Annotated in this window: 25 protein-coding genes; 4 read left to right on the top strand and 21 right to left on the bottom strand. The window is 36.1% G+C overall.

Annotated elements, in window-relative coordinates; all coding sequences use genetic code 11:
- Positions 1–121 precede the first annotated feature (121 nt).
- The 4 genes from DMZ48_RS05070 to DMZ48_RS05055 all read right to left on the bottom strand — a co-directional run bounded on the left by DMZ48_RS05070 (position 122) and on the right by DMZ48_RS05055 (position 2,525).
- Positions 122–607, bottom strand: a complete 486-nt coding sequence (locus DMZ48_RS05070) for a hypothetical protein (protein ID WP_143954029.1) — start codon at positions 605–607, stop codon at positions 122–124.
- 464 nt (positions 608–1,071) lie between these two features.
- Positions 1,072–1,503 carry a hypothetical protein gene (locus tag DMZ48_RS05065; RefSeq protein WP_143954028.1) on the bottom strand — a complete coding sequence of 144 codons (432 nt, stop codon included), beginning with the start codon at positions 1,501–1,503 and terminating at the stop codon, positions 1,072–1,074.
- A 1-nt stretch (position 1,504) separates the two neighbouring features.
- The gene (locus tag DMZ48_RS05060) at positions 1,505–1,819 is read right to left on the bottom strand and encodes a hypothetical protein (protein ID WP_143954027.1); all 315 of its coding nucleotides are present in this window, start codon (positions 1,817–1,819) and stop codon (positions 1,505–1,507) included.
- Positions 1,812–2,525: a hypothetical protein gene (locus tag DMZ48_RS05055; RefSeq protein ID WP_143954026.1), complete on the bottom strand. Its 714-nt coding sequence runs from the start codon at positions 2,523–2,525 to the stop codon at positions 1,812–1,814. The genes DMZ48_RS05060 and DMZ48_RS05055 overlap by 8 nt, the downstream gene beginning before the upstream one ends.
- Before the next feature lie 183 nt (positions 2,526–2,708).
- Here DMZ48_RS05055 and DMZ48_RS18525 point away from each other — a divergent pair, with 183 nt between their 5' ends.
- Both DMZ48_RS18525 and DMZ48_RS18520 read left to right on the top strand, forming a co-directional pair.
- A complete protein-coding gene (locus DMZ48_RS18525) occupies positions 2,709–2,858 on the top strand; it encodes a hypothetical protein (protein WP_162558671.1) in 150 nt (49 codons plus the stop codon).
- Complete coding sequence (locus DMZ48_RS18520) at positions 2,851–3,009, top strand: hypothetical protein (RefSeq protein ID WP_162558670.1); 159 nt, start codon at positions 2,851–2,853, stop codon at positions 3,007–3,009. Before DMZ48_RS18525 ends, DMZ48_RS18520 begins: the two co-directional genes overlap by 8 nt.
- Before the next feature lie 166 nt (positions 3,010–3,175).
- Here DMZ48_RS18520 and DMZ48_RS05050 read toward each other — a convergent pair whose 3' ends face one another.
- A complete protein-coding gene (locus DMZ48_RS05050) occupies positions 3,176–3,862 on the bottom strand; it encodes a DUF4253 domain-containing protein (RefSeq protein ID WP_143954025.1) in 687 nt (228 codons plus the stop codon).
- Between the two features lie 103 nt (positions 3,863–3,965).
- On the bottom strand, positions 3,966–4,523 hold the full coding sequence (locus tag DMZ48_RS05045; protein WP_242009130.1) for a hypothetical protein: 558 nt from the start codon (positions 4,521–4,523) through the stop codon (positions 3,966–3,968).
- A 323-nt stretch (positions 4,524–4,846) separates the two neighbouring features.
- Here DMZ48_RS05045 and DMZ48_RS05035 point away from each other — a divergent pair, with 323 nt between their 5' ends.
- Complete coding sequence (locus DMZ48_RS05035) at positions 4,847–5,158, top strand: TraM recognition domain-containing protein (RefSeq protein WP_338420294.1); 312 nt, start codon at positions 4,847–4,849, stop codon at positions 5,156–5,158.
- Between the two features lie 149 nt (positions 5,159–5,307).
- On the opposite strand, the gene DMZ48_RS05030 is transcribed toward DMZ48_RS05035, so the two are convergent.
- From DMZ48_RS05030 to DMZ48_RS04970, 13 genes are all read right to left on the bottom strand, one after another.
- Positions 5,308–6,180 (bottom strand): hypothetical protein, encoded by an 873-nt coding sequence (locus tag DMZ48_RS05030; RefSeq protein ID WP_143954024.1) that lies wholly within the window; start codon positions 6,178–6,180, stop codon positions 5,308–5,310.
- A 111-nt stretch (positions 6,181–6,291) separates the two neighbouring features.
- The gene (locus DMZ48_RS05025; RefSeq protein ID WP_143954023.1) at positions 6,292–6,966 is read right to left on the bottom strand and encodes a hypothetical protein; all 675 of its coding nucleotides are present in this window, start codon (positions 6,964–6,966) and stop codon (positions 6,292–6,294) included.
- A gap of 330 nt (positions 6,967–7,296) precedes the next feature.
- Positions 7,297–7,971 (bottom strand): NAD(P)H-binding protein, encoded by a 675-nt coding sequence (locus tag DMZ48_RS05020; protein ID WP_143954022.1) that lies wholly within the window; start codon positions 7,969–7,971, stop codon positions 7,297–7,299.
- A gap of 7 nt (positions 7,972–7,978) precedes the next feature.
- Entirely contained in the window at positions 7,979–8,557 is a 579-nt protein-coding gene (locus DMZ48_RS05015) for a Pycsar system effector family protein (RefSeq protein WP_143954021.1), read from the bottom strand.
- Between the two features lie 13 nt (positions 8,558–8,570).
- Positions 8,571–9,128, bottom strand: a complete 558-nt coding sequence (locus DMZ48_RS05010; protein WP_143954020.1) for a TMEM175 family protein — start codon at positions 9,126–9,128, stop codon at positions 8,571–8,573.
- 14 nt (positions 9,129–9,142) lie between these two features.
- Positions 9,143–9,853 carry a DUF2490 domain-containing protein gene (locus DMZ48_RS05005; protein ID WP_143954019.1) on the bottom strand — a complete coding sequence of 237 codons (711 nt, stop codon included), beginning with the start codon at positions 9,851–9,853 and terminating at the stop codon, positions 9,143–9,145.
- 3 nt (positions 9,854–9,856) lie between these two features.
- On the bottom strand, positions 9,857–10,756 hold the full coding sequence (locus DMZ48_RS05000; protein WP_143954018.1) for an MBL fold metallo-hydrolase: 900 nt from the start codon (positions 10,754–10,756) through the stop codon (positions 9,857–9,859).
- Positions 10,757–10,784: 28 nt separating this feature from the next.
- Entirely contained in the window at positions 10,785–11,426 is a 642-nt protein-coding gene (locus tag DMZ48_RS04995; RefSeq protein ID WP_143954017.1) for an SDR family oxidoreductase, read from the bottom strand.
- A gap of 46 nt (positions 11,427–11,472) precedes the next feature.
- Positions 11,473–12,495: an alpha/beta hydrolase family protein gene (locus DMZ48_RS04990; protein WP_143954016.1), complete on the bottom strand. Its 1,023-nt coding sequence runs from the start codon at positions 12,493–12,495 to the stop codon at positions 11,473–11,475.
- A gap of 67 nt (positions 12,496–12,562) precedes the next feature.
- Entirely contained in the window at positions 12,563–13,504 is a 942-nt protein-coding gene (locus DMZ48_RS04985; protein WP_143954015.1) for an alpha/beta hydrolase, read from the bottom strand.
- A 118-nt stretch (positions 13,505–13,622) separates the two neighbouring features.
- Positions 13,623–14,492: a helix-turn-helix domain-containing protein gene (locus DMZ48_RS04980; RefSeq protein WP_143954014.1), complete on the bottom strand. Its 870-nt coding sequence runs from the start codon at positions 14,490–14,492 to the stop codon at positions 13,623–13,625.
- A gap of 137 nt (positions 14,493–14,629) precedes the next feature.
- On the bottom strand, positions 14,630–15,262 hold the full coding sequence (locus tag DMZ48_RS04975) for a helix-turn-helix domain-containing protein (protein ID WP_143954013.1): 633 nt from the start codon (positions 15,260–15,262) through the stop codon (positions 14,630–14,632).
- A gap of 462 nt (positions 15,263–15,724) precedes the next feature.
- Positions 15,725–17,275, bottom strand: a complete 1,551-nt coding sequence (locus DMZ48_RS04970) for a poly(ethylene terephthalate) hydrolase family protein (protein WP_143954012.1) — start codon at positions 17,273–17,275, stop codon at positions 15,725–15,727.
- Between the two features lie 359 nt (positions 17,276–17,634).
- Between DMZ48_RS04970 and DMZ48_RS18840 the strand changes: the two genes are divergently transcribed.
- A complete protein-coding gene (locus tag DMZ48_RS18840; RefSeq protein WP_162558669.1) occupies positions 17,635–21,699 on the top strand; it encodes a LamG-like jellyroll fold domain-containing protein in 4,065 nt (1,354 codons plus the stop codon).
- 133 nt (positions 21,700–21,832) lie between these two features.
- Here DMZ48_RS18840 and DMZ48_RS04955 read toward each other — a convergent pair whose 3' ends face one another.
- Together DMZ48_RS04955 and DMZ48_RS04950 are read right to left on the bottom strand one after the other, a co-directional pair.
- Complete coding sequence (locus DMZ48_RS04955) at positions 21,833–22,174, bottom strand: biotin/lipoyl-containing protein (protein WP_143954011.1); 342 nt, start codon at positions 22,172–22,174, stop codon at positions 21,833–21,835.
- Positions 22,175–22,309: 135 nt separating this feature from the next.
- On the bottom strand, positions 22,310–24,367 hold the full coding sequence (locus DMZ48_RS04950) for a lipocalin-like domain-containing protein (protein WP_143954010.1): 2,058 nt from the start codon (positions 24,365–24,367) through the stop codon (positions 22,310–22,312).
- Positions 24,368–24,529 lie beyond the last annotated feature (162 nt).

Genomic DNA, 24,529 nt, shown 5'->3' with positions numbered 1-24,529 from the left:
ATGAGCCGTTGCCATAGCAGTTCGTGAACTGCCCTAACTTTTAGCTCGATTTATATTTACCGACTAATGTAAGAAAATTTTTCGTTAGGAGATAGGAACCGGCAATGGCTTATACAGCTTGTTAGGCACTGGCATTTTTATTTTTTAAAATTTTTATTCCAGTCCTTTTGTCGGTCGGCCACAAGTGAATTTCATAAGAATCTTCACCATCCAATCTATCATCACTCAATTTTTCCAAATTACTGTAATAAACTCGAACTCTGAAAAGTCCCTTCCCTATTTTGATCCGTTTCGCTTCAGGAAAATAGTCAGTGCTGCCTGCAATAACCAAGTTATCAGAACTCATTTCTAAATCACATTCGTTAATATGATTTATAGCGTTCGAATCAATCATTAATTCAGGTTCACTATCAAATATTTTAAGATAAATTTGAACGTCCATATCTCGAACTGTTCCAATTCCAATTGTCCCCTGGTTTATCGCTAAAAGTCGTTCAACCGCTTCTTCAGTCCAAGCCTTTGAAAGATCTCCCGAAACTACTTCGTCCTGAATATTGAACTGAAAGTAGTCTGCAAACAATTCTGATTGAAATTCGCTAATTAGCATTCTTTTACTTGCTTGTGCCTAACTATGGTGTATGTGCAATTGCACATATATTATTTATATCCCTACTAAAATATAAAATCCATATAAATATTCTTACGGTTTTCCGTTAGATAAAATTGTTTCATAAAAATTAACTTCCATTAATTATTAGGTCACAAACAATTATAAATGTTTGTACACGGTTATTTTCTACCTGTTATCCTAAAAGAATACCATTATCAACCCCAATATTTTTCCAAACTTATTGATTAGCTTTTAGAGTTGAGGAAATTGTTTAAATGGTTGATAATTCAGGAGGTGAGAGTATTTGTTTTGTAGTAGTGATTCGATACTTTTTAAGAATCAAGTAACCCCATAGAAAGTCAAAAAGTAATCGAATGACACCAGAATCCGGTTCAGTCAACACGATCTTCATGTTTGGCCGTACCGACCACACGAAGACTTAGTTATTGTATGCAGTTTTATTATAAAAATTGTTCTATGTTTTCTTTATTCAAGTTGTCAAATCGAAACTCTTTAATCAATTCAATAGTCTTATCAACTGTCTCCCTTGTCAGATAAAGCGATATAACTAATTCAGGAATTTGTTGATTTTCTGACTTGTATAATTTGTCTATCCAAGCATCTATAAGTTTAATGTTATTGTAACTTGATAAATCCTCAGGGTTTTCTTGAATTATTCTAAATGCTTTGTCATTTTCTATATATGAAAAGATAGGGTTTCCATCATAGAAGTTCTTCCCATTACTTTTCTTGTTTGTAACATATTGATTTTCCAAAGAAAATTTTAGGTCCAATTTATTCAATAGTTTTCTTTTCCAGTAGCCACTGTTCAAATTGTAGATATTCTTCTCTTTCAAGAATGAATTGTATAGGATTTTGTTTTCATCAGCCATCTTAATTCGGATTATTGTCAATAAACGCCCTTCCTGCTCTGATTTCTAAATCTACCCTTATTCTTCTATTTTGAGGGTTATGGTGAAAGCTTTTAATTAGTTGAGCGAAATGTCCTTGAGAAGGCGCTTGCTGTATAACATTTTCTAATTTATTGAATGCATCTAATCTTTCAGCCAATTCTTGATTCGAAAGTTTTCCTTTTAAATCATTAGACTTTGTCAAACCATCCTGTTTGGTTATTTCTTCATTTGTTGCCCAAGATTCTGATTCTTCTATAGTATCATCTTGAGCTTGTATTCGACCTCTATTATTCATTTAATTTTCCATTTTCGAAAGCCCAATCAAATAACTTATCATATGATTCTTGAGTATAGAATTTTTTCTTTTTTAGTTTTCCATTATCAAAATTATAAACGTATTCTTTTTTTTTGGTTTTAATTCCCCAAAAATTCAAATAATCACTTTTCTTGAATTCGGTCATATTCTCGTCAACATTTAATTTGACTCTATACTTACAAATATTGTAACTGTCTTTATGCTTGAAAATCGGAATATGAATTTCTTTAGCTTTTTTAAACGTCTTTTTATGTTCTGACGCAACTTTTATAAGTTCGTTAATAACCGATTCAAAACTCTCCTCAATACCGTTTTTATAAACTTCGTAAAGTATTACTTTACAATCTTTAAATTTTACAGAAATCTGTTCAACAGATGGGTTCAGGTCTTTATTTTTTTCAAATAATTTTCTTATGGTTTTATAGATTTCTTTAGCCTGATAACCTATATACAACTTAATTCCATCTTCAATATAGCTTTTTGCAAGCTCAATGAGAGATAAATCTTCACTTATCTCAATAATCAAATCATAAAGACCGCCACCTAAGGCGTCAGTTCTTTTCTTGCTAACCGTTAGAAAATAATCTTTATCAATTTCATTAACGAATTCCTCAATTCCATCAAAGTCTTGACCTTCTGGAAATGTCCAATATTCGATTTTTATTGATTTATACATTGATTTCATTCAAATTGGACACATCGGTTAGGCTATGAGTAGTTGCGTGGACTGGTACTTAACTCTGCAAGTACACACCAAGTTGGAAATTCCGCAGGAATTTCCAAAGTAGGCGAGAACAAGCAATTACTTATAGCATCTATGTAAAAGCAGCTTGTCGAGTATCTTTAAAGTTCACTAAAACTTATAGAGATGAAAACACAACAAACTGCTAGTGCCAAGTTATTCTTTGGAATTGACATACACAAACGTGGCTGGAAAGTTCATTGCAGTACAGATCTTTTTGCTTGTAAATCTTTTAGCATGCCTCCGGATGCGTTGCAATTAAGAACTTTTGTCTAAAAACATTTTCCTGATCATTAAGTCAGTACCGCCCTATGAGGCCGGATGTTGTGGTTATTCAGCACATCGCAGTTTTATTTCTTTTGGATGGAATTCCCTGGTTGTAAATCCGGCAGATATTCATCGTAAAGGTAAAGAGCGGTTAACCTAATGGGATTATATATAGGATGCTAAGCAACTTTTATAGTATTGATATAAAGATGAATCAAAGCTTCATCCATATTAAAAACAAAATAATGAAGTAGTTGAAAATTAAAATATTAACTTTGGAGAAAGCGACTAATGCTTTTCATAGGATACGTTGTTGAGTGCGTAATTTAATCCCACCACATCCAAAAATATTTATTTGTTTTATAATCATTAATCATTTCGTCCATATCGCTATAACCTTGCTCTATAACATCTGGGCATAATTCATAAATTTCTTGAGTAAAGTTCAGCAAGTCGTCAGGTAGTTTTGAAATAAAGGCTTCAACTCTTGCTTCATCGGCAACAATTATTTTAAGTCCGACTTTTTCGTCCCATTTTTTAACCTTGGTAATTACTTGTTCGTTTGTCACATCATAGTTAGGTCCTTGCGTATTCATAATTTTCAAAATATCATACTGATTTTCAGCTTTTACAATCGTCACATCATACAAGCTATTCCAATTATCATCAAATTCAAGATTTTTTAGGAACATGTAGTGCCCTGTTTCCGTTAGTTCTTCTGAATAATCTTGAATTATTCTTTTAGCTTTAAATTCACTTATTTGCTTGAAATAGAATCCATTTCTTATTGTATCAGTTTCTTCTTTCCAAGTTGAATCTACATTTTCGTAATGATAATTTACTTTCTCAAATTCTATTGGTTCTTGGTTTAGTTTTTTCTTAAGTTCATTTAAGATTTTTTGATTAATAGTGACTCCGTTTATCGTAACAATATCATTTTGATCCTGAGTTTGATCCTTACATCCTTGAAGGGTTAACAGCAATATTATTTGATAGATTAAAAATTTGTTCATTACGTTTTATTTATGCCACACAACGAAATCCAGCCGTTTAATTTATACTTTTATTTTGCTGTGGCACTAAACCACAGTGAATTATAACCATAATAGGCAATAGTTATTTTTTTATTTCACTTTCAAATTCTTTCAGCGATATTTTATTTTTTCGTTTTGTGTATTCTCCATAAGCTATTCCGTTATCAAAATCAACATTGAGATAATCAGTCCAACAAGCGAAAAAATCATAATCTCCTTTATTTCCTTCTTCAGAGCTATTTTCAATTTGTAAAGGTGAGATTAAATAATATTTTCCAACCTCAAAATTCGAAATATATGGTCTGCATAAAATTCCATTGTCGCCCCAAATTTTAATCCTCTTTTTTGATTCAGTTCCTTTATATTTTTTTATTATTTCAACTGTCATTGAAAAAGGCATTTTTTTATCATATCCATCAATTTCATAATCCAGAAAATCAGAATATTCAATAACTTTTACAAGAGCAACTAATTCATTCCGATTCGATATGACTCTAAATGAACAATCTCCTTCGCAATCACAATCGCAAGCGAATGAGCTGATAGAAATCAACATCGTTGTAAGAACTAATATATTCTTTAGAAACTGGTTTCTCATAATTAATGCCAACTTGATTATATACTGAACTTTATTGGGCATATACCGCCAATTTGGTTGGCTATGCCCACGTTTTGCAAATTATTTATCAGTTTAATTTCCATTATACATTTTCTCAGTTTGCAATATAAAAATTATTACAGGTCATCGAATGGGTTGCTGATGTTTTTAAAACTATTCTCGGTTACGTGAGTATAGATCATGGTGGTCTTAAGATTATTGTGTCCCAAAAGTTCTTGGATATAACGGGTTTCTAAATTAAATCGGATAAACAAACTGTAGGTGTTAAAAGTACCCTGGCCAATGCCTTTAAAAAGATCGGATCATAAAAGTTGTTTTACATGGTATCTAAAGATTAAGTTCCCATGGATTTCAATAATCCTGACAATCCGGCCTTAATTTCACTGGTGAATAACACTAAATACGATACAGCCTATTCCCCTATCATTACCATGATACTGTACACCGTTATTAAACAAATGAGCGTTAGAAATCAGCAATCTTCCTTTCTGCCTATGGAGTATGTTCACACTCCAAAACTTCCCTATATGCATCGTATTTCGGCTATACTCAGGAGTTATGATATTTCAACTGTATATGTAATGCAGGATGAAGTGCAAAACGATCGGCTGTATGGGGATATAGCTAGTCGTACCATCTTAAGTAATCTCTCCTAGTTACAGCAAATTTTGTAGCGGAATACTACGCCAAGAAAACAACTGAAACCTTTATTACCCGTATCGGGAGATGAACTTAACCTAAAGGTAGCTAAACGTATTGTCATTTCACCGGGAAGCTACCTTTAGGTTTCGTTCAACAATGTATTTTATTCTATTATCCTTTTTAATTTCCTTGGTCCTCTATTTAATTCTATCAGCTTCTCCTTTTTTAAGCGGAACATTACATCAATAAATTCAATCCAATTTGCACTTGATGAAGCATAAGACAAACTATCATTTTCGTGAAAAGTTTTGGAATTTAAAATCAGAGTATCATTGCTGTTTTTCCAGAAACCTTCTGTAAAATCAGAAAAGTGTCCTTTTTTATCCCAAAATTTAAATGTTCTGTCTTCAGATAGAATTAATTCAATCCTATTATTGTTTTTGGGATAGCCGGAATATATTCCGTAAAATTTATGAGTTTTAACATTAGGAGGATCAATTTTCATTAAAGAATACATTTGGCTATTAAATCTTTTAATGAAGTTTTCATCTCGATAAGAATCAGTACATGTATGGCAAAACTTCAAGTTTATAATCTCGATATTTTTTAATCTGAAAGTGTCAATCATTTTATCCGGACAACCAGAAACATCTCCTTCCGCACTTATTAAAATTCTTTTTCCGTCAATAAATAATTCGGTTGCAATTTGGTCAATTCTATTTTCATACCATTTTTTATCATTTTCGGATAATTTAATCTCTTCTCTAAATCCGTTATATAGTTTTAGACTTCCAATCGTATTTAAGTTTCCTTTTAAAATTGGACTCTCCAAGTTGTGAATTGAATCAGTTTCCAGATTCTTTGGAATGTAGTTTAATAAATCATAGTATTCTTTTTCATACCGCGTAGATGCATCAGGATTTTGGGCAAAAACTATTGTGCTGAAAATAAAATTTAATATGAATATAGTTTTTCTCAATGGATGTATAATGAGAGGCTGTGCAACAACCTCGTATTGGACGTCTGCTTTTTTCAATTCTCTGTTATCTTTTGGGTTTGATTGAAATTACAGGCAAAGGATTTGCTATAATTTATAAATCAAATGCGAATTTCCAATACTTTAAATGGTATTACGGAGATTCTTATTTTATATCATTGAACCTACAAGTCTTTGTATCAAACCATCTTTTGTAAAAACCCATACAATTTCATAACCACCAGCTCCATCGCTATTCGATTGATATACAAAATAAGTATCTCCTATTTTAAACGTGTCAAATGTATTGTCACATTCAAAGATATCACTGTAGAACAATTGATGCACTTTGATACTTTTCGAATTAATTTTTACCTCTATATTTTTTACTTGGGTTTTAGGTAAATTACCATCAGTACCATGAACTGGCCTGCCATCAATAAAAGTTACCCATATCTCATCTTGCTTATCTATTATTCTGTTTGTCGAATCGAAATCTACAATCTCGTACTCAAAACTAAAGTCATTACCTGAATAACTTTTCAAACTATCAAGAGGTAGAATTCTTGATTTATGAATAAAGCCATTGATAACATTAGACATACTGTTCCCAAAGGAAAATTTATTTTTGGGAATATAAATGGGTATCCAGTCTTGTTGAATTTCCGAAAGTTCAGGGTCATACCAAAATACTTCGTTTTCATAGATTCTATGAATAACTTCTGATTTTCCATCTGGAGCTTCACGCACATTAGTCCAGCCATCAGGGTCATTAATTATTGCAACTTGACCTATTACTAGTTGAAAAGTCAATAAAAAAAACATAACAGTTAAAGCTCGTTTCATCTTGTTTTAAAATTTAGGATAATCAGGGTGTCTGTGCTTTTACTTATTTATTCCTTCACCCCTACTAAAATATAAATTCCATAGTAATATTCTTACTGAATTATCTATCAAATTCTCAAAGTATTCATTTGAAATTTATAGAAATTCAAGGGCTTTAATGAAATCATAGAGCCGGTAGACTAAGCCCTTCTCTGTATAGCATTCTCAGTTTGTGCCTTAAACTAACTTTATAGTCTATAGATTCCTATAAATCTATTTTTAGAATCTAGCCTATTAATACTTTTACTCAAGTTAACTTAGTTATTTTATTAGGTTTGCGCACCATGTTTATTATTCACTCTTTTTATTAGCAAGTGTATTGATGTCTGTATTTGAAAGATAGTTTGTATCTGCATTAAAGTAAAGCGAGTTTATCATTGCCAAACCAATATTGGTGGAAGTGGTCACACTACTTAATTTTTTGAGCATAGGAAACAACGGACTCATAAGGGTGTATGTAGCATTTAACCAGCCTGTTCTTGATTTTGTTCCTTTTTCCGGAATAATGATCCCCGGTCTGAACATATAGGCCTTTTTAAAACCTTTTTGCAGGATATAATTCTCCGTTTTTCCCTTTACTCTTGCCCACATTACCTTTCCCATTTCAGAAGTATCGGTGCCTGCACCTGAAATATAGTTGAAAACCATATTGTTGTTTACAGCATAGAGTACATCAGCAAATGCCTTAGTCGTTACATAGGTGATATTGGTATACTTCTCTTCATCCATACCTACCGCTGATACTCCCATACAAAAGAAACATGCATCGTAACCCTTTAACTGTTCTTCTATAGACTGAATGTCAGAAAAATCCTTTAAAATGATTTCTTCCAATTTAGGGTGGTTTAATCCTAATGGATTTCTATTGATGATAAGCACTTTATCAATCTTTGGGTGTTCTATACATTCTTGTAAGACAGCTTTACCAAGCATACCCGTAGCACCGGTTATAATTACTTTAGTCATTTTTAAATTAAATTATACTTCCATAAACAAACAATCCAACCATAGCCGTAAATCCCATCATAAAGGCCCAATAAGAAAGTTCTAAATGAAGAAAGGCATCTTTGGTATATCGTTCTAAAATATAAAGAGTTCTTATTTGGTTACCTACCTGTAAATCTTGATTTTTCACAACCTTATCATAGGCTTCTAAATATTCTTGTAAAGGCACATTGTCGAACATACCCACTGAAAACAATTTCTCTTCAAGATTGTTATTATTATTACCCAATTTTTTATTGAATCTCCTGAATAATTTAAAGATATGAGGTCTTGAAGCATTTATAGCCAATAGCAATGAAATAAACGATGCAATTACCATTACAGCACCAATATATTCACCCATTTCAATACTTTTTACATAGTCGAAAAACACTATAATAACAGATATAATGGTCGCATTAATTCTTATCATAATTGCCGCCTTTCTATCAATCATATTGAATGAATTGATCACCATTTTATTTTGGTTTCTCAAAAAGGTATGCAATGATTTACGCGGTTCCTTTTTAGTGCCGAACAACTCTTGGTGTAATTCTTCGTTTTCCATAACTCATGATAATTTAAATTACATCCTTTATTTGTTTTCGCGGTAACAAAAAATATGCGGTTGGGACTAAAACAAATATTGCAGATGATATGTAAATACTGACGTAACTTAACGGTATCGCCAAGAAGAAAAGCAACGTCGCCACGATATTCATTTTTCTGGTATTTGCAACCCTTTTATTCTCCGAAAGCTTAATAGCTCTTTCATCCAATAAAAAATATAATAGCGTAGCAGAACCAAAAATCAAAGCAAATAGAATATGGCTCTTGTTATCAAAAAAAGCCTTATCAATCGTTCTGGTAGCTAAAGGGATCAAAGAAGTCGAAAACAATAATAAAAAGTTTAGCCATAGCGTAGTATGATCGACCATTTTGACGTGCCTGAAAATATTATGATGATTAATCCAAAGTATAGCAATGAATGCATAACTTAAAATATATATTCCTATTTGCATTACAAATTCATTGATACCTTCTTCATCGAAATTAGGTAACTCGATTTCTAATGCCATGATCGTAATAATAATGGCCATTACGGCGTCTGTAATTGCTTCAAATCGTTCTTTTTTCATGGATTGGTTTTATTTTATTGATTCGTTGTTTCTTTCTTTTTAAATACACCAAAATTTTCCAACGGTACAGTCAAGATAAGATAAAACTGATGTCTTGGAAAAAGCCCTGTATCGTTTTGCAATACATACCAAAATTGAGGTGAAAGCCATTTGAAGGCTTTTATAGTTGTTCCTAAAATCACACGATTTCTTGTAAACTTTCCACTATCCAAGCTCCAAAACATAGCGTCGTGTAAAAAAATATCAGCAGGCCTTTTAAATAACTTGGTATGATAAATCAGTCCGATCCTATTTCTGTAAAAAGAAACGGCATCTGTATTTTTTCGTTCCAATCGAAAATACATATTCCTATCGGTTAACGTAAAACGGTCGCTTAATTTGAAATTGAATATTAGACTGGGTAAAAAATGATGTTGCAGGTTTGTAAAGATCTCGTTTCCATCAGTCTTTGTCATCATATATCCCGGCATGAACTGAATGTTTTTATGTAGTTTGAAAAAAGGTAATGCTACCAATGCCTGAAAATTATCCGATGGACTGTAACCGTAATAAAATACAAATTTGTTATTCCCTGGAATATCCATTGATACTCCTGTAAACAAAAATGTACCCTTTTCAGCTACAGCTACTTGTGCCTTAATGGAATAAAAACCCATAAAAAAGAAAAAGACTAAGACCAATGCCAGCCTTTTAAAAAGCCTTCTATGCGATTTAGAAACCAACATTGGCTACTTGCTTTTGTCCACGGTTTTAAACACAAACCCATCAGATTCGTTACCGTCAATATGTCCAAAAGATGGACTACAGAAGTGGGTACAAGTCACCAAAATGTCAGAACCACTCAATTCTCCCAAAATTCTGCGTCGGGTGACGCCCGATTCTTTCCTATCATAATCGATAACCGCTGCCCATTCCGTTTTTGCAATTTGACAAGGGTGATGGCACATATCACCTGCTATGATAAAGGTTTCGTCGCCTGCAATAAAATGAACATTGATGTGTCCTTTACTATGTCCGGATGAAGGCTTAACGGAAATACCATCGCCTAAATCGTCATCCATTTCAATAAAGTTCACCAGACCTGCTTCGACCACCGGGTCTATGGATTCATAGAACGATACATTTTCTATAGGGCCCAACGCGTGGTTTTTAAAACCGTCTTTTTCCCAATAGTCGTATTCTTCCTTTGCGAAATGATATTTGGCATTTGGAAAAGTGGGCTTCCATTTGGCATTTTCTTTATACGTATTCCATCCCACGTGGTCAAAATGCAAATGGGTACAGATAACATCGGTTACTTTGGTTCGGTCAATTCCTGCCTGTTCCATAGCTTCCAAAAAAGGGATGTTGAGGTTGTTGAATCCATCGAAACCCAATACTTCCTTTTCATTACCTACACAGGTATCTACCACAAATAAACGTCCGTTCATTTCTATAAAAAATGCTTGTGAATCTGCATTCATTAAATAATCATCGGTTCTGTATGGTTTATCCAACCATTCTATTTTTTTCATCTCTTCCGGCGTGGCATCTGGAAGAATGATGGGCATCGCATCGTTTATATCTGTTTCTACTATTTGTGTGATAATAGCGTTTCCTATTTTTGATTTGATAGTTTTTAACTTCATAATCTCATTGGTTAGTTAGTTTGCTATTTTAGTAAAAAGAAGGTTTATCCCCTTCTGTTCCTGGTTTGTTTACACCCACACTCGCTTTACTGTCTTTTTCAGGATGTTGGATGATATCTGCTATGTAAACTCCGACACTTTTACGGGATACTTCAGTACCCTTAAAATCCTCGCCTTTTTGGGTGGTTTCATAATCCACTTCGTCTTCATTTTGCAACCAAGCGGGACGCACAATCGTGTAGTCTAAATTGGATGCTTCAATGATATCGGCTGCTTTTCGGTATGTTTTTAATGCTCCCCCGATCATTCTATCGTTCCACACTCCAAACTTTCCTTGTATTTCATTGTATATACCCAATGAGGTTACAAAGACCAATCTTTTGGGCTTGCTTTCTTCCATTTCTTTGACTATAGTTTCTGCAAATTTTTCCATAGGTCCAGAAAGGTTTGCATATACAATGTCTGCAATTTTTAACGCTTCTTTTAAATCTGATTTATTTAAAACATCACCTTCAACTATTTGCATGTTCGAATGTTCAAACTGCTTAATTTTCTTGGCATTTCTTGCAAAGAGGGTTAAATTAATGGTGTCATCCTTTTGCAACTTTTCAATGGTGTGTTGTGCAATTGCACCACTTGCCCCTAATATGAGTACGTTTTTCATTTTCATAATATTAAAAGCCGAAGCATAACTTCGGCTTTAAGATTATTTCTTATTATTTCATGTGTTTGTCAAGAAAAGCCAGTACTTTTTCTGGTGTTCTTCCAAAATAGTTATAACCATCTTTGAAACGATGTGTAGTTCCTTCAATCCAAAACAATTCTTTCTCTTCACTCGGAATGGTATCAAAAGTTGCTTGTGCATCCATTGGATTTTCTACCCATGCATCGTCCTTAACTTGCCACATTAGCAATGGCATTTTAATGTTTTTGGTGTAGAGTTTTGGGTCCATTTCGTCTCGGGTGAATCCGCCTGCCCTGATTAATTCAAAATCCAAAAGATCCAAATAATCATTGACACCCAAAAGCTTTGAAAAGGCATTGTAGATTGAACGCATTGATGGTACTAATGGGCTACACATACAGGCTACGTTTTCAAATAAGTCTGGTCGCTTATCAATTGCTACGTATTGAGAGCATCCACCCATACATTGGCTGTAAAGCGCCACTTTCATTTTACCTAATCGCGGGTGCGCATCAACATATTTTTTTACGCCAACACAATCTCTCCATTCCAGAAGTCCAATACCGCACATTCCATCATTGGCGGTACCGCTTTGTCCGTGATTTCTAATATCATAAGCCAACACATTGTAGCCTGCATCGGTTAAATGCTTCATCTGTATGACGAAGTCTATTTCCACTGCTTCAAAACCGCTCCAGGGCTCACCCATATGGCCCTGAAAACCAGCCCTACTCATTGGAAGTGCATGATTGAAAATAACCAACTTATCACTTTCTCCTCCTTTTGCAGGAATGTACCATCCATTTAAAGGCACACCATCATCAGCTTGAAAATAAATATCTTCCCACCCTTTCATACTGTAATCATCCGGCGTCTTGTGTAAAAGACTTCGCCACTCCCTTTTACAGACTTTTACCATACCCATGATTTTTGCATAGTCTTCCTCTGAAATTCTGTTCATCTGGTCAACTGCATTATCCATCATTTCCTTAGACATTCTTGCTGTGCTTGTTGGCGGATTTTCGATGCCGTGTAAATTTATTTGATGTTCCATTTTATTTTGTTTTTAAGGTTAAAAAGCCGAAGTAAAATTTCACTTCGGCTTTTTGAATAATATGTTATTAGGCTTCAACGAGTTCTGCCACCCCTAAATGCTCTTTAAAGAAAGGTGCTAACTGCGCAACTGCCTCATCTAAATACTGCGGGATATCATATAATTTCATGTGGTTTGCTCCTTCAACAATGTACATTTGCTTGTTTTCGGAGGCTGCACGTTCCATTAAATCATCACTCATCCATTTTGATTCCGCTACACTTCCTGCAACAACGAACAATGGTTGTGTTAAGTAAATTTCTGCCATGTTGTATGCGTCGTAGGTTACCAGTTGAGTTAAGCTACGAGCCGTTCCATAACCAGGTGATGTTGAACATTGTGCTCTGTCGGTATGGTAATACTCCCAAGCTTCTTTTAAATCGGTATAAGGCGTATCATCCTCATTTAATGGTGCCATTGGCATTTGAACAATAGCTCCCCCATTAGCTTCAATGGTTCTGGCTTGTGCTCCGAATTGTAATGAACCCATGGCATCTTTCATATCTTGATCACCCAACCAGCCTTTGCTGATCATATGACCTATATTAACAGCACTTACAGTTCCAAGAGCCTTAATACGCTTATCATTAATAGCAGCATTTACTGTGTAACCACCCCCCGCGCAAATTCCCCATGCACCGATACGCTCATTATCTACATAAGGCAATGTGGTTAAGTAGTCTATTGCGGAACTTATATCTTCGGTTCGGATATAAGGATTCTCTAATTGCCTTGGCTCTCCTCCACTTTCTCCTTGGTAGGAAGCATCAGTTACAATAGTAACAAAACCATGTTCTGAAAACTTTCTACCATAAATACCTGCCGTTTGCTCTTTTACTCCACCTCCTGGGTGGGTAATTACAAGTGCAGGGTATTGTTTGTTTTTGTCGAAATCATTCGGTAAATCCAAATATGCAGACATTAATATTCCGTTATTTGTGTTTTTGTATGAAATTTTTTGTTGTGACATAATATTTAGTTTTAATGATTAATAATAAATCTATAAGACAAAATTACTTGACAACTAGAGCTTTACAGGAGAAGATTCACTTCAAAAAAGGAAACATTTTACCGAATCTGAAAATTTATCAATCTATGAGCTTAAATTTTGCTCTAAATTGCTTTGGGGTAAGTTGTGTTTGTTTTTTAAAAAACCTGGCAAAATAGTTTGGGTAATCAAAACCTAGTTCAAAAGCAATTTCAGTATTGCTTAAGCTACTTTCCTTAAGCAATGTCTTCGCACTTTCGGCAACATGTTCGTGAATAGTTTCGATCGTAGACTTATGGGTATAGGTTTTAATGACGTCTCCTAAATAATTAGGGGTAAGATGCATTTTTTCAGCAAAATAATGAACCGTAGGAATACCTTCTATCGGTCCTTTATAATAGTCTCTTAATAATTGTTGAAATTCACTAACAATAGGACTATAAACTTTTATATCCGTTTTAAATTGACGTCTATAATAGGACTCTACCATATTTAAAATAAGATTAATAGACGCTAAAAGCACATTATAGTTTTCTAAATTATTTCGATAGTGCTTTATTAGAAACTGATACAGATTGATAACTTCTGTTTCTTCTTCTTTGGTTAAAAACAAGGCTTCATGATAACCATATTCCAAATAATTCTGAAATAGATAACGATGTTTATCTATCAAATCCCTTGATAAATGAAGATAATAACCTTCAAACTTATCGTCTAAATCCCATTCATAGGCACTTCCAGGATTATTAAAGAACACTGCCGTTATAGGTTTAGGATTTTCTGAATCATAACCCGGTAAATCTGAGTTTATATAGTTGGTTTTAAAAGAAACTCTATAAAAATCTATAAATACGGCTTCTGATTTCAGACGTGTTTTATCCGGATAAGTGCCGACATCAATATGGTCGTTTAGTGGTGCTGCTAAACCCACATAATTGTTGAATGATATGAAATCTTTAAAGGTGTTCATTAGTTAGCTATTCGAAATAAAAGAGATGGGTTAAAACCGATTCAATTGAAGTTGGTTTTAACAAAAAGTCATCTCCTTTAAATTAAGAAATATATCTAGCAAAAAAGTATATAGATTACTTTCGGAAATGAAACAAATTACTGATTTCTGAATTGTCTGGGTGTAAGCCCTGTTCTGTTTTTGAAAAAACGAGCAAAATAATTAGGATATTCAAAACCGAGTTCCCAGGCTATTTCTTTTATTGGTGTACTTGATTTATGTAACTTAACTTTTGCTTGTTTTATGATGTATTGATGAATATGGTCTATGGCAGATTGCCCTGTGTATTTTTTTAGTACATCGCCTAAATAATTTGCCGAAACATCCATTTGTGAAGAGAAATAATTTACAGTAGGAATTTCAATAAATTTTTGAGTTGATAGCTGTGACGGATAATAATTATTCAGTAATTCTTGAAATGTAATAACCAATGAATTTAACTTCGGACTTGATTTGTTTAATACTGATAAATATAATTTTTCAATAAAGTTGAACAACACTAAAGCATAGGACAGTATGATGTCATACCCTTGAGGATTTTCACGGTGATGTCGTAGCATATATTTGTAGATTTGTTCTAGCTCCTGTTCTTCCTGGGATGAAAGAAACAAAGGTTCGTGCTGTCCAAAATCCATCAATTTTTTAAAAATATGCTTGTTTTCGTTAATTATTTTATGAGAAAACTGCACATAATATCCTTTAAAACGCCTTTCTATATACCAACTATTCACATCTTTCGGCCTACTGAAAAACAAAGCACTAAATGGCTGGTCTATGGTATTGTATAGCGGGTGATTTTTAGGTAAATATATTTTTTGCTTGAGAGATATGCGGTAAAAATCAATACTTACGGCTTCTGATTTTTTTAAAAATTTATTACCATACCCGTTAACGTCTATATGACTGTCTAAAGGTGGCTCTGTGCCAAAATAAGCATTGAATGTTTTAAAATCAGTAAACTATTTCATTGGTTTTCTAACGCAAGCCTTATTTAGGAATACAAATTACAAATATCCATTTAAAAGCTTTGTAGACACCTGATATTTATTGCTATTCTTCACCTTAATCTCCCCTAACCCCAGCTATACCTGAAAAGTTAACTTCTGTATTAAAATAATTGCTGTAGGCTGTCAGCTTTAGTCTTTTGGCTTTATTATACTAAATGATTTAAATTAGTAACCTTTCCACTTCCTTTATTCCCTCAATTCCTTTAAACGATCGATCGCATTTTGATTCGCTGCATTCAATTCTAAAGACTTTTCATAAGCATTGATGGCGTTTTCTTTGTCTCCTAAAAACAGATATCCTTCTCCGAGGCTATCAAACAGATTGGCTGAATTCGGGTAGCGCTCCGTTGCAAAATGGAAAACGGCGATTCCCTTTTGCGAGGTTTCCGGATTGAAAACGAGCTGTAATCCTAAGGTGTTTAAATTACCTTCCGGAATTTTAAAGTCAGCATGTTTCTTTTGTATCGAATCATATAATTCAGGTAGATCCTGATAGTTTTGTGCTGCTGCCAGGTCATTAAAATCCTGAAAGGTGAAGGAAACTCTTTCCGGTCGCTTGATTTGATGTGAAAGCAACCCTGATCCTACCCCATTGTCCTCCGGTTTATTTTCTATGAACCTCAAAGCCGCCTCCTCCTTTTTTAAGATGGCATCAAAGAAATTCAAACTATATCGCATAGCCCATTTATAGGAAGCCATAATTTCGGCATCGCTTTTGTCTTGTCTCGGATCTCTTTCCGCAAACAAAACGCCTAACGTACTGAAATATGAATGAGTGAGATCATGGAATCGTAATCGGTAAACCGTGCTGTTGGCTATACGGTCATACAGTTGGAAGTCCGTATTTAGGTCAGGACTTATAGCATCTTCCAGAAGAACCTCTTCCGGAATCTCCTTTTGTGCCATATGAAAGTAAGAAACCCTGATCTTTTCAGGATCAAAATAAGGAGATTCCCGTAGTAAGGCATATTGATAGCGTTCGGTACCATCCAGACTGAGCACCGCCTTTATTTTTGCATGTTGATTCTGAGCGATCATATTTGACAAACCTCCAAAACTGAACCCAGCCACTGCGATCCTAGCATAGTCTGCCATTGGATATTTCCCGATCTCACTTATCAATAGCGCCACATCCCGTGCTTGCGTCTCCATTTCCTGTGCCAGATTATTGCTGAACCAACGCGTGGTTGTCCCTCTGCTCGGTGAGGCTATAACGATATATCCATGACTGGCCAAGTATTCACAAAGCGCAAAGTTCTCGATGGAAGAGGCCTGAAAACTCGGCGTATAAACGATGACAGGAAATCTGCCGTCAGCTATTGGGGTATTCGGGTATGCATGAGTCGATTCCTGCAAATGTTCCTGATTAGAAGGAGTATTCGCGTAGTAAAACCAATCTAACAGGTATTCGTCAGGAAGATACTCCCATTCCTCCTCCTCTTTCAATATTTCAAAATAATCCAGAACCTTTAATACGGGTACATTTTCGGTAGTTTCTATCGATGGATACCAAATACTCACCGGAACAGGCCTTGGCATCGTACTATTACTGTACTCATAAGCTCTGCGATACGTTCGCGTGCTATCTAACACCGTATAATGACGAAACCCAACCCTATATTCCCCCTGATCCAGATCGATCCCCTGTACGGAAGTTTGAGCATTCAATGTATCGACTATAATGAGTATTAAGACCCCTATAATTTTCCATTGTATAAGTAAGCCTTCAAATTTCATGGTGGTGTTACTATATTTAACTGAAAGTTAAATAATTATAATGAATCTTTGGAAGTTCTTGTAGGGATATCAAAGCTTCCTGTGGACCAGATTTAATCAGTAGCAATAATGGACCATCAGAATTTTAAGAGGAAAAAAATGAATTTCAAGTTATAATTTCAGGGAATTTCCCCCTTTCAAACATTCATATTCTACACTATCTTTAAGCTAGTTATTCTGACTCTCTACTAACGCTTTTTACTATTGTTCAGTGTTCATTTCCCTACCCGAACCTTCCAGAAATATTATTTTAAGGCACTCCCATACTTTTCAAAATCCATTCTCCCAGGCCTTCGTATGTCTAACTTAATTTAAATAGAATGGAAACTTTAAAAACTTTATTTTATCTGGGAACGGATAAAGATGAAATTTTTGATGGCTCTGTCTTTGGACAGAATTTATCGATCAACACGAAGGTGATGAACCTACGGAGAAATGGCACAATCCAGTTTAATGAGGGAGGATCTATCAAACTAGGCAACTCTAAAGCCTTATCTGAACTGGATTCTTTTACCATTGAAGCTACTATACGGCCAAAATCAATCGGAAGCCGGATGAACATTGCGGAAGCACAAAATCCACCCGTGGCATTTTTTATTGCAGATTCCGGAGCTTTAGTTGGCGCAGTCCATACCCAGGAAGGATGGCAGCAGGTAGATAGCAACACCGCTAAAATTTCAACGCAACGAGAACAGTTTGTACGCTTCGTCAAAGATAAAAACACTCTGCTACTTGAAATTGATGGTACTGAGGTCGGTAAAAAAACCATTGCAAATCCTTTAAAACCAGTAGGTAATGAGGGATTTTATTTTGGCACCTGGGTAGATGGTGTGAAATTTCCGTTCTCCGGTACGCTTTCAGGATTAAGCATTAAGAGCGGAGTTATCACTCAGAAGAAAGAAGCGCTGCTTATTGCAAGGAATACCGAGCTCACCAAAAAACTAAAATTACAGTTCGGAATTCAAAAATTGGGAGTTACGTTAAAACCTGATGAAAGTTATGCCCGATTACAAAGAATAAAAAATATTATGGCGACCGTGGGTGTGGATAAAATATCAGACTTATCCGACCTTAATATTACCCAGCGAACTGTAATGACTCCGGGGAAAGTGTTAATTGCCCCCAAGCTTGGCACTTTTAATCCACATTTTAACTGGGGAGAAATAGCCGGTACCATCGCCTCTAAATCTACTAAGGAGAAGCAAATTCTCCTGGCTAACAATCTGATCAACCGGAATAGCCTAAAATTTATTTCCGACAAATCAGAAAATGAAGACGCTAACGGAGGTACGGCTGAAACCACCACAAACCCATTACGTGTATTAAGAACGAATCCGGGTATCAACCCTCGTATATTAGGAAACCTGGGTAGAACCATGCCCAGGGTTCTCAACGAACCAAAGCCTAACATTGCGACGGCAATTAACTTCAAGAACAATAAATTTATTATTAAAGACAAAAATCTGATAAATGGATTGGATAAAGTCAAACCTGAAATCTGGCCATCTACCAACGGAGAAGGATTAAAACTTTTGACGCTAACTACGTTGCCTATCGATACCGCGGTAATCATCGCGCGTTCTTTCAATTTGAAAAATACGGAACTGGTCGTTGAACCGGAAGTAGAAACCTTGATTATTATCGCTGAAAAGATCGAATGTAGTCCGACTTCCAAAATAACCTGGCGCAGACCCGGAGGAAATACGCCCCCAAGAGCCAATGATCCTGATCTTAACGGACGGGGATATTCGGGTGTCCAACAAAAGCCAAATTCCTATGATGGCCTGGACGGTGAGAACGGAAGAGCCGGTCATCCTGGTATAAATGGTGCCAAAGGCCTAGCGGCTCCTAAACTTGAAATTTGGGTGAAAGCCATGAATTCCATGCCCGATATTGATCTGAATGGAGAAAATGGTATCAAAGGAGGACGCGGTCAAAAAGGTGGAAATGGTGGAAATGGAGCCGATGGCAGACAAGGTAGAATACATGATATATACGTACATAAATGGTGTTATAAAGATCCGGGTGACGGCGGTGACGGTGGAAATGGTGGCCGCGGCGGTGACGGAGGTCGTGGTGGAAATGGCGGTGATGGTGGTGCAATTACCATCGCAGTATTAGATGGCACACTGGAATCAACCGTAACCAATCAATCCTTCCGAATAAAAAATCAGGGCGGACAAAAAGGACGTGGAGGCGATGCAGGACCTGGCGGTAACGGAGGTGCCGGTGGAAGAAGCGGAGTCGGACAATATTGCAAAGATGCAGATAACGGACATAACGGAGCTCAGGGACAACCCGGAAATGTTGGGCCTGATGCAAACACAGTGGGTCGCGATGGTACTTTGACTTTCATAGAATTCTCAGAAGATGCCTGGGATGACCTGTTAACACAACCATTTATCTCGGATGCAGAACCTGATTATGTCTTCCCTTCTGATAATCTTACGCTTAAGGGCACGAGATTCACCTCCAACGATAAGGTGAATATAGGCGGACATCTTCTATCACCTACGATCAACGCAGATGAAAGTCTTTCGGTTACCATTCCCGCAAATATCAAAGGTGGGGAACAAATCGTGTATATAAAACGGCAGGATGGCTCTGAAAGTAACCGTCTCAGGATTTGGGTCAAACCACAGTTGGATATATTTAATGGTGCTCTGAATCCCGGAACCAGCATAAAGGTGACCGGTAAGGCTTTCATGAATGGTGCATCGGTCATTATAAATTCTGCAGCGGTACCAGCGACCTTCGAAGATGCGAACACTTTGAATTTTATAATGCCAGGCACCGGTGGAAATGGGAACACGCAAACCTTACAATCCTTACAGGTTCAGAATCCGGATGGAATGATGAGCAACATAAGAACTGCTTATACCCCAGAGATCCTGGAGATTCCATTTAAATTTCCGAAACACTCCTTTGAATTTAAAAACTTTAAAATCGGAGCTCCTTCCTGGAGTACTTATTTAAAAACGTTTGGTTCCGTAGAGGTATGGCATGAGCAACTGGATCCGGTATTTGGCCACCCAGTACTGACCGCAGCCTTTTACGGTTTTTATCATTACTTCTTAAAAGGAAAAGATAACGGCGGATTAGCAACAGGATTCTGTACAGCACTGTCGTCTATAGTACTGGATGAATTCTGGCAAGGTGCTACTGATACCTTTGGAAAGTATGGAGTCACCCCCTCAACGGAGGACCTCAAGATGTTCACCGCTATTCATGGTAAACTGTTAAGCCGTGAATCGCTTATTCATTTCCATGATCAGGGCAGACAAGGTAACCCCAGAGTTCTGCAGACCTATCGGGAAATAGAACATATCTTTTATAATGGATGTGATCGTCACAATGCTCCAATGTTATTCTTTATTCCTTCCGGAGCAATCTGGGATGCCGGGTATGCTGAAAAATTAGGAGAAACGCATTGTATCGTTCCAATACGTTTCCAATATCCGAAAGACCATGGAGGTCCGAAAGCTGACGGAAGTACAGATCCACATGGGGTTAAATTATATTGCTGGGATTGTAATCACCCTTATACTACAGCCGATACTGCCTATGCAAATTGCTATTTAGAATTCAGAAGAACCGATGGAGAAATCCTCTTCGATTATTATGACGGTGATACTACCCGAAAATTCTGTAGCGAAATGGGCATTACTTTAGGGATGATGACTAACGGAGACTTTCATTTAGCAGACCATGATCTTCCATTTAGCGGACCTCTTGGTTTAACAAGCTTTGTTATCGACTTCCTGCTTTCTCCGGCTGACCTGCAGGTTACAGACGAATTTGGAATGCGAACCGGTATGTTCGGAAATCAGATCATTGCTGAAATTCCGGATAGCCGCCCCTGTTATTTAACCAAAGGAGCCTATTTGCTGCCCGCTGAAACGGCGTTGACCCGTAAGATCACCGGTAACGGAGCGGGTAAATACACCTATACTTCTATCACTCCGGAAGGAACCTCTTTTGTCATAGAAGATATGGAAACCAGTGTAGGTCAGGAAGATGTGTTAGCGGTAAATGCCGATGGAACTCAGGTGCGATTTACGCCAGGCGTGAATAAGAACTTTAAATTAACCATTGCGAGGAACGTTGAAAACCAGATTCGTGCGATTGCTGTTGAAGGAATCGGAGGTGGACCCGGAGAAGATGTTGACATCACCCTCTCTCCGGAACTTTCCCTTTGCAGGATAGGAAATCAAAGTTCTAATAAAACGATCAACGTACGTGCATTCGCCATCGATAACTCGACACAAGCACATTCAAAGATCGATCGGACAGGTGTTGGTTTAGCGACCAATCATGATCTGATGGTAGCAGTTACCGATTGGAAAAATATCAATATGACTGTGGATGCAGTACCTTTTGAGTAACTCAAAGTTTATTAAACCAGCATAATTTCCGGACAATCTTTTTTTGGATGCTAAGAAAGATTGTCCGGATTTATTAAATACTTCATTCAAGAATTCATATCGGTTTCAGAAGTTTCAGAGAAATCAAATTCCTCTATCTCCCTGATATTTCCGCTACAATCACTCCCTGGTCAACTTTTTGTCCTTCCCGAAGGAAGTAATTCAAGGTACCAGCGACATAGGTTTCAAAATCCATTTTCTCCTTCAGGGATGTATTTTCTATGGTACAAAGTATATCACCATAGTTGACCTGTTGTCCTTTTTCAAAATGCCATTTAAGAATGCGCCATTCACTTTTTACCGAAGATACCATAGGGAAGACGATACTTTCTTTTTCACCCCTTTCCAGGATTCGAATATTTGTATCTGCCGATGGTTTTACATTACTTAGGTCGAGACCTATTTTTTCTAATTGTTTGATTAGCCAATTATTCATGATTCGAATCCGTTTTATCCATCGTTTTATCTCAAAAAGTATAAGCGAGAATTTTTATATATAGCCTACACTCCCACTATCGGTGATTAATCACATTGACCGTACTGTGGTCAAAAGCACTTACTTCCCTTTAGGCTATGGCGTTACTTCTTCCATAAAAATACATTCCTTTGCGATATAGGAAGTTAAGTTACTCCTCAATAATCCGGTAGAAATGCTGATCAATTTACCGTCATAGGATTCGAACAGGTAATGCGGATATCCTTTGGTTTCTATTGATAATTCGGTTTGTGAATCTATTTCATATATATAGGCTTTCTTCTCATGAGTATACATCCCTAACGGATCATTATTGGATCCCAGTAAACGATCTCCATCTTTCGAAATGGTATTAGGAACGGCCGGGTAAATATAGCTACCGACAGACTGATAGGTATCTCCATCCAGAATATTTTTGTTTTTCGAATTTATCAGTGTATTGGTTATGCTACTATATAAGGTGGTGGGTGTCTGCGTCGGTACGGTCGTATCAATTAAAGTGATCATCCCCTCGCTGTCGTAACTGAAAATATAGGAATATGGTTCATTTCGATGACCGATCATTATTCGATTATCCGTTAAACTTTTTAAATAGTAAAGTCCGGAACTCTGGTGCTTTTCAAAATGCGGTTGACGATCGATCAATTCCAGTACGTCTGTGTTTCTTTTATAGATGTTTACATAATCATGATCACTTACAACCCATAAGCCATTTTCTAATACGATATAGTCATCCAGTCCGAAATTTTCCTGTGGGGTTATTTTGTATTTTAAAGTTAAGCTAGTTCCGTCATACACGTAAAATTCACCAGCCTGCAATAAAACGATTTCTTCTCCATACGATGAGTTAAATACTTTCAGATCGGAATCGGTATAATACGGGGGCTTAACATCGGCAATGGCTTCCACGGTATTTGTACCGTAATTATACCGATGAATAGTACTTCCCTGCTCTCCGCTTACAGTACCATATAAATAGATCACTGATTCATTCTTCCCGGGTGCAAATTTTTCTAATCGTACAAAATCAGTTACTTCCTGTCTCTTAAAAACAAGTCCCTGAGCCTGTTTCCCCATAATTATGTTTGAAGATCGATTCCCAAAGATGTCGACGACGTATACCGTATAGATCGGATCTTTATAAAAAGGAGGATTCGTATCTGAAAAGGACGTGGTATTAATATCGTCTATTATAGCTACGGTACGCTCGTTATTTGAACTACCATAAAAATAACCTTCCGTCTCCTTGGTACTAATTTCATAATGAGAGAAATAATATCCGTCAAACTTTTCCCAGCTAAAATCTATCGTTTCTCCTGAAACCATTATCGAGCTTGAAGTCACCCCTGTTGACAATAATTCACCGGTGTCCACACTGTGCACCTCACTTTCAGCGATCTTTCCCTGATCCGTATATAATCGAAAAAAGTAAAACAATCGTTCCTCGGCCGGTGGATTTACATCAATAAAAAAATTGGTTCCTTGATCTCCAATGGAAGTAACCAGCACTGCATCGTCTTTATTATATCCATTTGTCCGGTATATTTCATAACGATTAAACACATTGAAACCCTTATAGGATTGCCAGTCAAAACGGATCTTGTCCTTATGTTCCTGATCAGAATTATGATAGAAGCTATCCGAATATATATCAAAATCATTTGGTGTATAAGGTTTTGCAATAAAGGTTATTATATCATCAATACCATCATCATCGATATCCAATTTTGCTCGGAAGGTCATCTGCTGGGTATTCAGTTGCGTCAAGACCATTTCATATCCCAGACCATAACCATTAGATATTGTTATTACCCCATCATCATAAGTCCATTCCCCCTCGATGGAATCATAGTTACACTGATAGGAATCTGAGAGTATAAACTCTTTATAACCGCCATCCCCATTGAAGACTATAAAATCTCTACCGCAATCATTGTCATTTTCAGGAACCTCAACGGTTATATCCTCATAAGAAGCCGCATATAACGACCAGGTTCCCGTTAGCAGTGATATATTGGCATTACTCAATTTATCCCGATAAAAGGCATCTTCCAACGAATCACCATCATCTTTGGAACAGCTAAAAAGGGTAATCCCAATAAAAAGAACCATCAGTGCTCGAGGAAATACAGATACAAGGGTAGATTTAGTCACAAGTAGCAAATTTATTAACGTAAGTAATTTTATATCAGCTAATATATACCAAAAATTCAGACGTTAAAACAGTTTTTATAGGATAATGATTACAGATAATCAGTGATGGAATCAACTCTTATGGTTAATCCTTACCCGGAAAATTGGATACAATAGTTTTAT

Source organism: Robertkochia solimangrovi, assembly GCF_007279655.1.
GTDB lineage: Bacteria > Bacteroidota > Bacteroidia > Flavobacteriales > Flavobacteriaceae > Robertkochia > Robertkochia solimangrovi.
The sequence above is the reverse complement of the archived record's forward strand: the minus strand, read 5'-3'. Positions and strand labels throughout refer to the sequence as shown.

Coding starts and splice junctions, on each gene's coding strand:
- DMZ48_RS05035 (WP_338420294.1), top strand. CDS start 4,847: ATGGATTTCAATAATCCTGACAATCCGGCCTTAATTTCACTGGTGAAT.
- DMZ48_RS05010 (WP_143954020.1), bottom strand. CDS start 9,128: ATGAAAAAAGAACGATTTGAAGCAATTACAGACGCCGTAATGGCCATT.
- DMZ48_RS05060 (WP_143954027.1), bottom strand. CDS start 1,819: ATGAATAATAGAGGTCGAATACAAGCTCAAGATGATACTATAGAAGAA.
- DMZ48_RS04995 (WP_143954017.1), bottom strand. CDS start 11,426: ATGAAAATGAAAAACGTACTCATATTAGGGGCAAGTGGTGCAATTGCA.
- DMZ48_RS04980 (WP_143954014.1), bottom strand. CDS start 14,492: ATGAACACCTTTAAAGATTTCATATCATTCAACAATTATGTGGGTTTA.
- DMZ48_RS05020 (WP_143954022.1), bottom strand. CDS start 7,971: ATGACTAAAGTAATTATAACCGGTGCTACGGGTATGCTTGGTAAAGCT.
- DMZ48_RS05025 (WP_143954023.1), bottom strand. CDS start 6,966: ATGAAACGAGCTTTAACTGTTATGTTTTTTTTATTGACTTTTCAACTA.
- DMZ48_RS18840 (WP_162558669.1), top strand. CDS start 17,635: ATGGAAACTTTAAAAACTTTATTTTATCTGGGAACGGATAAAGATGAA.
- DMZ48_RS05000 (WP_143954018.1), bottom strand. CDS start 10,756: ATGAAGTTAAAAACTATCAAATCAAAAATAGGAAACGCTATTATCACA.
- DMZ48_RS04970 (WP_143954012.1), bottom strand. CDS start 17,275: ATGAAATTTGAAGGCTTACTTATACAATGGAAAATTATAGGGGTCTTA.
- DMZ48_RS05050 (WP_143954025.1), bottom strand. CDS start 3,862: ATGAACAAATTTTTAATCTATCAAATAATATTGCTGTTAACCCTTCAA.
- DMZ48_RS18525 (WP_162558671.1), top strand. CDS start 2,709: ATGAAAACACAACAAACTGCTAGTGCCAAGTTATTCTTTGGAATTGAC.
- DMZ48_RS05045 (WP_242009130.1), bottom strand. CDS start 4,523: ATGCCCAATAAAGTTCAGTATATAATCAAGTTGGCATTAATTATGAGA.
- DMZ48_RS05005 (WP_143954019.1), bottom strand. CDS start 9,853: ATGTTGGTTTCTAAATCGCATAGAAGGCTTTTTAAAAGGCTGGCATTG.
- DMZ48_RS05070 (WP_143954029.1), bottom strand. CDS start 607: ATGCTAATTAGCGAATTTCAATCAGAATTGTTTGCAGACTACTTTCAG.
- DMZ48_RS05055 (WP_143954026.1), bottom strand. CDS start 2,525: ATGAAATCAATGTATAAATCAATAAAAATCGAATATTGGACATTTCCA.
- DMZ48_RS04985 (WP_143954015.1), bottom strand. CDS start 13,504: ATGTCACAACAAAAAATTTCATACAAAAACACAAATAACGGAATATTA.
- DMZ48_RS04955 (WP_143954011.1), bottom strand. CDS start 22,174: ATGAATAATTGGCTAATCAAACAATTAGAAAAAATAGGTCTCGACCTA.
- DMZ48_RS05065 (WP_143954028.1), bottom strand. CDS start 1,503: ATGGCTGATGAAAACAAAATCCTATACAATTCATTCTTGAAAGAGAAG.
- DMZ48_RS05015 (WP_143954021.1), bottom strand. CDS start 8,557: ATGGAAAACGAAGAATTACACCAAGAGTTGTTCGGCACTAAAAAGGAA.
- DMZ48_RS04990 (WP_143954016.1), bottom strand. CDS start 12,495: ATGGAACATCAAATAAATTTACACGGCATCGAAAATCCGCCAACAAGC.